The 230-nt window shown below is 76.1% G+C and carries 1 pseudogene; it reads left to right on the top strand.

Annotated elements, in window-relative coordinates:
• Positions 1 to 230, top strand: a pseudogene (locus tag HP550_RS01655) (HAD family hydrolase); the annotation flags it as partial.

Here is a 230-nt window from a genome sequence, read left to right on the forward strand (position 1 = left end):
CACGGCGCCGGCGCCACGGTGAACGGTCACCGGGTGCTCGTCGGCAACCAGCGCCTGATGTCCGCCGAGGGTGTCCCGCTCGGCGATCTGTCCGCCACGCGTGACGCGCTCGCGCAGTCGGGCAGGACCGCCGTGCTCGTCGCGGTCGACGGCCGCCTGGTCGGGGTTATCGCCCTGGCCGACGCCGTCCGCGAGACCGCGGCCGCAGCCGTGGCCGCGTTGCACGAGGC

It is taken from the genome of Cellulomonas humilata (assembly GCF_013359775.1).
Lineage (GTDB): Bacteria > Actinomycetota > Actinomycetes > Actinomycetales > Cellulomonadaceae > Cellulomonas > Cellulomonas humilata.